Source organism: Marinomonas vulgaris (assembly GCF_018145875.1).
GTDB lineage: Bacteria > Pseudomonadota > Gammaproteobacteria > Pseudomonadales > Marinomonadaceae > Marinomonas > Marinomonas vulgaris.
On record NZ_JAGSSV010000017.1, the window covers coordinates 56010 to 64950 of the forward strand.

Here is an 8941-nt window from a genome sequence, read left to right on the forward strand (position 1 = left end):
AGACAATCATTGTAGTAGCTTTTCAGGTTTACTGGTCAGCTATCATTCTGATTCCGACAATGTTTCTTCTGTTCACACGACTCTGTTGTTTGAATTCTACGTTTCTACCCACCCAAATACGCCTTATTCCCCTCCTATAGTCATTTCTTAAATTCACGTTATTACTCATCGCTTCTTTACGCGCTGAGGTTTTATGAATCTAATAATGAGTATTCAAGCCAATGCCCAAAAACAATTTTTTGGCATTCTGTACTGTTTTCCAGAATGTCTATTACCGTCCACTCTTAAACGGTAAAACGTATCATATTGTCTGTATTTTCCTATTGTCATTACTGCCACCTATTGCAGATGCAGAAGAATACAGCCTGCAACAAGCGGTAGAAAAAGCCGTATCTCAAGACGATTGGTTGGTTTCCAGTTATAAAAAGGAAGGTGCTATTCGTGCACTGAGTCAGGGTATGACGGCTTTGCCCGATCCGAAAGTTAGCGTTGGCTTACTTAATATGCCAACCGATACCTTTGATTTTAACCAAGAAGCAATGACACAATTTAATGTGTCGGTGTCGCAGATGTTTCCAGCTGGCGATACCTTACGTTTAACAGGAGAAAAGTACGCCGCACAAGGTGATCAAATGCCCTTGATGCGTGATAATCGTCGCGCAATGCTGGTGATGGAAGTGTCAAATCTTTGGCTAACGGCCTACAGCTTCGAAGAAAGTATCAAACTCGTTAAGCAAAATAGAACCTTGTTCGAACAACTTCATGAGGTAGTGGAAAGCAGTTATAGCTCGGCGTACGGGCGAGCCAAACAGCAAGATTTAGTACGCTCTGAACTGGAGTTGATTAAGTTAGATCATCGTCTTACGCAGCTTCGACAAGCGAAAGAAAATGCACTGAAAAAATTATCCCAATATATTCTTCCGACAATGGCTGATCAGAGCATAGTTGATCAAGAAATCACTCTGAAAACAACGGGTGAACCCATTATGGTAACTCCGTCTTATATCCTTTCGTCGCTTTCATCGAATTCATTGGCATTGGCGGCTCGCCTGAGCCTGCATCCGTTGGTTCGCATTGTCGATGCTCAATCCAATACTGCGCAGATAGATAAAGCGATTGCCGAGCAAAAGTACAAACCAGAATGGGGTGTTACGTTAGGTTACGGTTATCGCGGTGATGATCTAAGCGGCAAAGATCGAGCCGATCTGGCGTCGATTGCGGTGAGTGTTAGTGTGCCCATTTTTTCGTCTAGTCGTCAGGATGCTCAGGTGAAAGCCGCGTCCTTACAGGTTGAGTCTTTTCTTTCTGAAAAGCAGCTGGTGTTCAATGAGCTCATGGCGAAATACCGTACTCTGACATCTGATATTGCTCTGTTGGATCAACGAATCCGTCTCTATCAAACAAAATTGCTTCCCAGTTACAGAGAAAGCGCGCAAGTCATGTTGAATGCTTATACCAGTAATGATGGTGCTTTTTCGGATGTGGTTCAGGCGCGTATCGCGACACTGAATGCGCATATTGAATTGTTGAATATTCGCATTGAGCGTTTTAAGCGATTGGCAGAATTGAATTATGTGATGGCACAAGGTGAAGAGGTGAGACTCAAATGAAAGCAATCAGGTATATCGGTGTATTTGTACTAGGTGGTGTTCTTTCGGCCGCAGGTTATCACTTTGGTCTTCAAGCATTTAATACCATGAACGGGGAAATGAATACGGGTTCGTCTGTAACGGAAGATGAAAAAGCTCCTTTATATTGGGTGGCGCCAATGGACCCAAATTACCGTCGTGATAAGCCGGGTCAATCTCCTATGGGAATGGATTTAATTCCTTTTTATGGTGATGACCAAGGTTCCAATAATCAGGGCGCTGGTACTGTGAGTATCTCGCCTGAAGTCGTTAATAATCTTGGCGTGCGAACAGGAAAAGTGTTTGAAGGCGTGCTGAAACCAGACATCCGTACTGTGGGCTATTTGACTTACAACGAAGACAAGATTGTTCATATTCACCCTCGTGTCGAAGGCTGGGTTGAAAAGAGTTTTATTAAATCCAATGGTGATTCAGTTGAAAAAGGTCAGCCTTTATTCGACCTGTATTCACCAACCTTGGTGAATGCGCAGGAAGAATTTATCTTTGCTTTAGCCCGCAAAGACCAGCGCATGATCAACGCGGGTGAAGAAAGACTAAAAGCTCTGCAAGTGTCGAGTAGTTTTATTCAAGCGTTAAAGGAAAAGCGCAAGGTGTCTCAAACAGTGCGTTTTTTTGCGCCACAAAGTGGTGTGATTGATAACCTTGGAATTCAAGATGGTTTCTACATTAAGCCAGGTACAACCTTGATGTCGATCGCAGATCTTAGTGAGGTGTGGTTGGATGCCGAAGTATTTGAACGCCAAGCGCATCTTGTCGCTGTGGGGCAACCGGTGGAGGCTGTGATGGATTTTCTACCGGGGAAAACCTTTGCCAGTAACGTGGATTTTATTTATCCGACTCTAAATGCCAAAAACCGCACTTTGCGTGTTCGCATTCGTCTAAACAACCCTGAGCAACTTCTTAAGCCAGATATGTTTGCCCATGTTCGTATTGAAACTACTGAGCCAGGAAAGAAACGCTTGATTCCAAAAGAGGCTTTAATTCGCGGTAGCGAGCAAAACCGCGTGGTGTTGGCATTGGGTAAAGGGCGTTATAAATCAATTGCCGTCGAAGCCGGCGCGTTCGGTGATGACTACGTGGAAATCTTAGACGGCTTGGTGCTGGGTGATGAGGTGGTGACGTCGGCGCAGTTCTTATTGGATTCTGAATCCAGTAAAAGCTCGGATTTCAAACGAATGAATATAGACAATGAGCAGACGACAATGCCTGCCAGCAGCACTGAAATGAATAGCACGGCAATGACTGGTAATGAAATGTCAGCAGCCGAACCTGCCAATAATGTTTGGGTAGCCGCACGTATTAATCGTATTGATGCGACAACGCGCATGGTAAATGTAAACCATGATGCTATTGCGGATTGGAAATGGCCAAAAATGACGATGGACTTTGCCTTAGCCGATTGGTTAGAGCTAGATGAATTACCTATTGGCAAAAATATTCAGCTTGAAATTACTCGTGAAAGCAGTGTGCAGTTCATGGTCACTGACTATTTTGACGCTGACACGGAGTAGGGGGATATCATGATTGAAGCGATCATCCGTTGGTCCATTAACAACCGATTCATGGTGTTGTTGGCCACTTTTATTTTAGTGGGTACTGGCTTGTATTCGCTAAAGAATACGCCTGTTGATGCCATTCCTGACTTATCTGACGTGCAAGTTATCATTAAAACCAGCTATCCAGGACAAGCGCCACAAGTTGTGGAAGATCAAGTTACGTACCCGTTGACCACGGCGATGTTGTCTGTGCCCGGTGCTCAGACAGTGCGCGGTTATTCGTTTTTTGGGGATTCGTATGTCTACGTTATTTTTGATGAAGATACCGATATATACTGGGCGCGAAGCCGAGTGTTGGAGTATTTAAGTCAGGTTGCGCCATCCTTGCCTAGTAACGCAAGGGCGCAATTGGGGCCAGATGCAACGGGGGTCGGCTGGGTGTATTTGTACGCTTTGGTCGATAAAACCGGTCAAAACGATTTGAGTCAATTGCGTTCACTGCAAGACTGGTTCTTGAAGTATGAATTACAAACAGTGCCAGGTGTATCTGAAGTGGCGCCCATTGGCGGCATGGTGAAGCAATATCAGGTCAGTGTGAATCCAGATAAATTGCGCGCGTTAAACATGCCATTGAGTCATATTCAAAATGCCATTAAACGCGGCAATCAGGAAGTCGGCGCGTCGGTCATCGAAATGGCTGAAGCTGAATACATGGTTCGAGCGTCTGGTTATATACAAAGCGTCGAAGATATTGAAATGATTCCGCTTGGCGTCAGTGAAAGTGGTACACCGCTAACGATCAAAGATGTTGCAAACGTTGGTATTGGCCCACAAATGCGTCGAGGGTTAGCGGATCTCAATGGCGAAGGCGAAACCGTCGGCGGCGTGGTGGTGATGCGTTTTGGTGAAAACGCTCAGAAAACCATCGAAGGCGTAAAAGCGAAACTGGAAACCTTGAAATCCAGCTTACCAAAAGGCGTTGAGGTGGTGACGGTTTATGATCGTTCTGGTTTGATTGATCGTGCCGTGGAGAATTTATGGACCAAACTGCTGGAAGAATTCCTTGTGGTTGCGTTGGTCTGTATGGTGTTTCTTTTTCATGTGCGTTCCTCTTTGGTGGCTATCATCAGTCTGCCAGTCGGCATTTTTACGGCCTTCATCGTCATGCATTTTCAGGGTATTAATGCCAATATCATGTCGCTTGGCGGTATTGCGATTGCCATTGGTGCCATGATTGATGGCGCCATCGTGATGATAGAAAACCTCCATAAGCATATGGAAAAAGTCGAGATGACCAAGGAAAACCGTTGGCAGGTTGTGACCGCCGCAGCCACCGAAGTCGGCCCGGCGTTATTTTTTAGTTTGCTGATTATCACCGTCAGTTTTGTGCCTGTGTTTACTTTAGAGTCCCAAGAAGGACGGATGTTTGGCCCATTGGCCTACACAAAAACCTATGCCATGGCCGCGTCGGCTGCACTTGCTATCACGCTGGTACCTGTTTTGATGGGGTACTTTGTGCGAGGTAAGGTCTTGCCTGAGCACAAAAACCCCGTTAATCGGGCTTTGATCGCGGTGTATATGCCAGCGTTAAAAGCCGTGTTGAGTTTTCCGAAAACCACCATTTTGGTGGCGATTGCTGTATTTGTCATTGGTATGTGGCCGTTAAATAAGTTGGGCAGTGAGTTTATTCCTAATCTAGACGAAGGTGATTTGATGTACATGCCGACAGCCTATCCGGGGATCTCCATCGGACAAGCACGTCAGGTATTGCAGCAAACGAATAAATTGATTGCGACCTTGCCAGAAGTGCAAACGGTCTTTGGGAAAGTCGGTCGAGCGGAAACCGCGACAGACCCAGCGCCTTTAACAATGATCGAAACCTTTATTCAGCTCAAGCCTCACTCTGAATGGCGAGACGGCATGACCAGCGACAAGATCAAGCAAGAGCTGGATCAGCTGGTCAAGATCCCTGGCATTACTAACGCTTGGGTCATGCCAATCAAAACGCGGATCGACATGCTGGCAACGGGCATCAAAACCCCTGTCGGTATAAAGGTGGCAGGTCCTGATCTGAAAGTGATTCAAGATATTGGTTTGCAGTTAGAGAAAATTTTGAAACCCGTTGAAGGCACCGCATCGGTTTATTCTGAGCGTGTGGCTGGCGGACGTTACGTCAATATAGATATTAATCGTGAAAAGGCATCCCGTTATGGGCTGAACATTCAAGATGTTCAAGAGCTTATCTCTTCGGCAGTAGGTGGCATGAATGTCACGAATACGGTTGAAGGGCTTGAGCGTTACCCTATTAATGTTCGCTATCCACAGGAGTATCGTGATTCACCAGAGCAATTAGCTCTTTTGCCAATTGTGACTCCAAATGGTTTACGAATTGCGTTGGGGGATATTGCTGATGTGTATGTGGAAGAAGGTCCGCCAGGATTAAAAAGTGAAAACGCGCGTTTAAACGGTTGGACCTTTGTTGATATTGAAGGTGTCGATATTGGCCGTTATGTGGAAAATGCACAAAAAATCGTAGCAGACCAAGTGCAATTACCAGCAGGCTATTCACTAAATTGGTCTGGTCAATATGAGTATATGCAACGGGCAAAAGAAAAGCTGACCTATGTAGTGCCGTTAACATTAGCCATTATTATTGTCCTCTTGTATATCAACTTCCGTAATTTCTTCGAGGTGGCAATCATTATGGGGACTTTGCCATTTGCGATGGTGGGCAGTATCTGGCTGATGTATTTGTCTGGCTTCAATTTCTCGGTTGCCGTGGGGGTTGGCTTCATAGCGCTGGCTGGGGTGGCCGTAGAAATCGGTGTCATCATGCTGATGTATTTAAACCAAGCTTGGACTGAGACACAAAGTAAATGCGCTGAAAAGGGCGTCTTACCTCGCGCGGACGCGCTTTACCATGCGGTGCTTCACGGCGCTGGTATGCGAGTTCGTCCTGTGATGATGACGGCGGTATCCATCATTATCGGCTTGCTGCCAATTTTATATGGTACTGGAACGGGATCGGAGGTGATGAGTCGAATCGCTGCACCTATGGTTGGCGGTATGGTAAGCGCTGTTGTGCTGACACTATTAGTTTTACCTGCGGTGTACTTTATGTGGAAAAAATCTTCATTGAAATGAGCGTTTGTTTCAATTGATGTAAAACGCGATTTTTCAGAGTCGCACAACATGCTGGCACAAGAGGACTCCTCTTTGTGCCAGTGCAAACAAATATTAAACTCAAAGCCATTAAACTTTAAAGGATCATAGTATGAACAAAATCAAATTAGCTCTTTCTGTATTCGTAATGACAGCCGCTGTAAATGTATATGCACTCGGCATGATGACCATGACATACCCAGAAGATGGCGCCATGCTTATGGCTCAGGCTGAGCGTGTAGAAATGCATTTTAAACAGCCGATGCAAGTGGTGAGTTTGAAAGTGATTGGGTCGGATAATAAGCCAGTGGCGATTAAATATGATCGTAAAGCTGCGGCAACGGCGCATTTTAAAGTCATGCTGCCGAAACTGACACCAGATACGTATTCTGTTCAATGGAAAGCCATGGGAGAAGATGGCCACATGATGAAAGGAGCGTACAATTTCATGCAGCATTAATTGTTCGCGGCAGTTCATTTGAGTAATAGAGCGAAAAATAACGGGAGGCTGTATGGCGTTAACGAGTTGGGAGGTCGCGCAATTATTGACACGTTGGATGTTGTACTTTGGTGTATCCAGTGTGGTTGGTGGCTTGTTTGCGTTCAATTTGCTGCGCCATCAGCCTTTTAATTGCCCTGTATAAAAGGGTAATTAAAAGTCGGTGTGCTGGTGGGAAGTGTGGCTACGTTGGCATATTTCATTATTCTGGTTGGTGCTGCGATGGAGTTGCAATACGTTGCATGGTTTTGTGTGATTTCTAAATTTGACCTTATTCTATGTTGAGGTCTAACTTAGAAACGAATACTTGGTTATCAAATAAGCAGTCCGTGTCTTTAAAATAGTAGCGCTGGGATACACCTAAAAAAAAGATACGATTATCGACGAGTTTCTTATTAAAAACTATATTATACCTTTCTGCTGATATGTACACAGTTTATCAATTTTGCGTAGGCTAAAAAAATTGCTAAAGCAATTAAGTAAATTTTATAAATAAATTATCTAATTTATTTATATCAATTAATCAGTGATACCAAGACGTTCACTTGCTCTTCTTAGTCGTTCATCACCGCGTCGATCGTATTTCTGGGTGGTGTTGATGCTCGAATGGCCCATTGCATCTTTAACGGTGACTATGTCTTCGCCGTTATCTAGCATTGCTGACGCAAATGTTCGGCGTAAATCGTGGGGGGCAAATTTCTCTATTCCCGACTCTATTCGACGCATTTCAAGGATATGATAAATGGCTTGATCAGACAGCCTTGATGTTGTGACATCATCAAAACGCCTTATTCTTGGGAATAAAGCACCTGAATACTCCCCTCTAACTTCTTTAATCCAGCACTCAAGCCTTTCCCAAGAGCCGTTTGGTACAAAGGCCAGCCTTTCTTTGTTGCCTTTTCCAAGCACTTTTAGCGCCTTATCTTTGTAGATCATATCGTCAATATCAAGAGCCACCACTTCTGATCTGCGCAGACCACAACCTAAAAGAACGCCTAGAATCGCCGCATCTCGCAACCCCATCGCGCTTTGGTCGCCGGCACAAGTATCAAAAAGGCGCCGGATTTCATGCCTTTCAAGCGCTCGACCTTTCGTGAGGCGAGAGCCTCTTGCTGAGCGGATTTGTTTTATATGCTGAAAGCTGTCTGTATCTATCTGCTTCATTGTCCAGGCTTCAAGAGCGACGCCTTTTAATGCTGATAGGTAGGTGTTGATGGTTGCTGGGGCTTTTTCGGTGTTGGCGAGCATTTCGATTACGGCCAGAACGTGATGGCGCCTTAACGAACTCCAAATGCAGCACTTTAAATCATCGAATCCAATCATTCTTGCGACAATATTAAGAAATGATTGCATGGTCTGCCTACTGCGCTTTGAGCCGAGACTCAATAAATAGGCGATAGCAGGGTTGTCTTGAACGTTATTTAAAGTACTAGATGGTAGTAATTCTTGATTGGCATCTTCTCTAACGAGCAATCTTGGATGAGCATCACTATGACCCATTTCTACCTCACTTATTGTTGAATTCTTCCCGCCTAAAAAGTGACTATGTCGAACGCATACGAATAACTCGCACCTTTGTCTAAACCCCTAACTTTTCAGGTTTCAAAAAAAGCTACGACTACGCATATATAAATGTTATTACAGAAACTCTACTTTTTCAAAGATACATTTTAATAAGTAGAAAGTTTACATTTTCAATACCTGCTTGTGATGGTGTTGCTTCAATTAGTCGATCGAATATGGGGAGGTTATTGCGGATTTTTATGATAATAAAGATAATTAATTTATCATTAACGTTTTTAACGTATAGATTTCTTCTTTAGGGCGTATATGTACTTAGAAAGGTGACCTGTTTTAGAAACGGCCCTGGCAGAGTACGGTTAAGAAAACAAAGTCTCATTAAAAATGAGGTAGGTGAGCCAACCGAAAGCAAAACCGACACACACTGTTACTTTATGACTACAGTCAAATGAAACTTCTTTCCTGATAAAGATCACCGCCTTAAATTCTTGGGGAGTTTTGTTTACAGGTGAGGGGAGTATTCACAAGTTTCTTCACTTAAGGAAGATGCGAATAAGTCCCGCGCATGAGACAATTCATTTTTAACCTTCGAGCCTGACCATGTCACATCAACT

At 44.2% G+C, this 8941-nt stretch carries 6 protein-coding genes; 5 read left to right on the forward strand and 1 reads right to left on the reverse strand.

Translation table 11 applies throughout. The features are described from left to right. The first annotated feature begins 221 nt into the window (after positions 1–221). The 5 genes from J9B83_RS12125 (at position 222) to J9B83_RS15930 (ending at position 6951) form a co-directional block, all read left to right on the forward strand. On the forward strand, positions 222–1610 hold the full coding sequence (locus J9B83_RS12125) for a TolC family protein (RefSeq protein ID WP_211537099.1): 1389 nt from the start codon (positions 222–224) through the stop codon (positions 1608–1610). Further along, positions 1607–3160 carry an efflux RND transporter periplasmic adaptor subunit gene (locus J9B83_RS12130; RefSeq protein ID WP_211537101.1) on the forward strand — a complete coding sequence of 518 codons (1554 nt, stop codon included), beginning with the start codon at positions 1607–1609 and terminating at the stop codon, positions 3158–3160. The genes J9B83_RS12125 and J9B83_RS12130 overlap by 4 nt, the downstream gene beginning before the upstream one ends. A 9-nt stretch (positions 3161–3169) precedes the next feature. Further along, entirely contained in the window at positions 3170–6289 is a 3120-nt protein-coding gene (locus J9B83_RS12135) for an efflux RND transporter permease subunit (RefSeq protein ID WP_211537104.1), read from the forward strand. Positions 6290–6419: 130 nt separating this feature from the next. Next, on the forward strand, positions 6420–6767 hold the full coding sequence (locus J9B83_RS12140) for a copper resistance CopC family protein (RefSeq protein WP_211537106.1): 348 nt from the start codon (positions 6420–6422) through the stop codon (positions 6765–6767). 52 nt (positions 6768–6819) lie between these two features. Beyond that, on the forward strand, positions 6820–6951 hold the full coding sequence (locus J9B83_RS15930; RefSeq protein WP_268927917.1) for a hypothetical protein: 132 nt from the start codon (positions 6820–6822) through the stop codon (positions 6949–6951). 374 nt (positions 6952–7325) lie between these two features. Here J9B83_RS15930 and J9B83_RS12145 read toward each other — a convergent pair whose 3' ends face one another. After that, positions 7326–8306 (reverse strand): tyrosine-type recombinase/integrase, encoded by a 981-nt coding sequence (locus J9B83_RS12145; RefSeq protein WP_211537108.1) that lies wholly within the window; start codon positions 8304–8306, stop codon positions 7326–7328. Positions 8307–8941 lie beyond the last annotated feature (635 nt).

What these genes read in the sequence shown, in the direction of transcription:
- J9B83_RS12125 (WP_211537099.1), top strand. Translation starts at nt 222, where the DNA reads ATGCCCAAAAACAATTTTTTGGCATTCTGTACTGTTTTCCAGAATGTC.
- J9B83_RS12130 (WP_211537101.1), top strand. Translation starts at nt 1,607, where the DNA reads ATGAAAGCAATCAGGTATATCGGTGTATTTGTACTAGGTGGTGTTCTT.
- J9B83_RS12135 (WP_211537104.1), top strand. Translation starts at nt 3,170, where the DNA reads ATGATTGAAGCGATCATCCGTTGGTCCATTAACAACCGATTCATGGTG.
- J9B83_RS12140 (WP_211537106.1), top strand. Translation starts at nt 6,420, where the DNA reads ATGAACAAAATCAAATTAGCTCTTTCTGTATTCGTAATGACAGCCGCT.
- J9B83_RS15930 (WP_268927917.1), top strand. Translation starts at nt 6,820, where the DNA reads ATGGCGTTAACGAGTTGGGAGGTCGCGCAATTATTGACACGTTGGATG.
- J9B83_RS12145 (WP_211537108.1), bottom strand. Translation starts at nt 8,306, where the DNA reads ATGGGTCATAGTGATGCTCATCCAAGATTGCTCGTTAGAGAAGATGCC.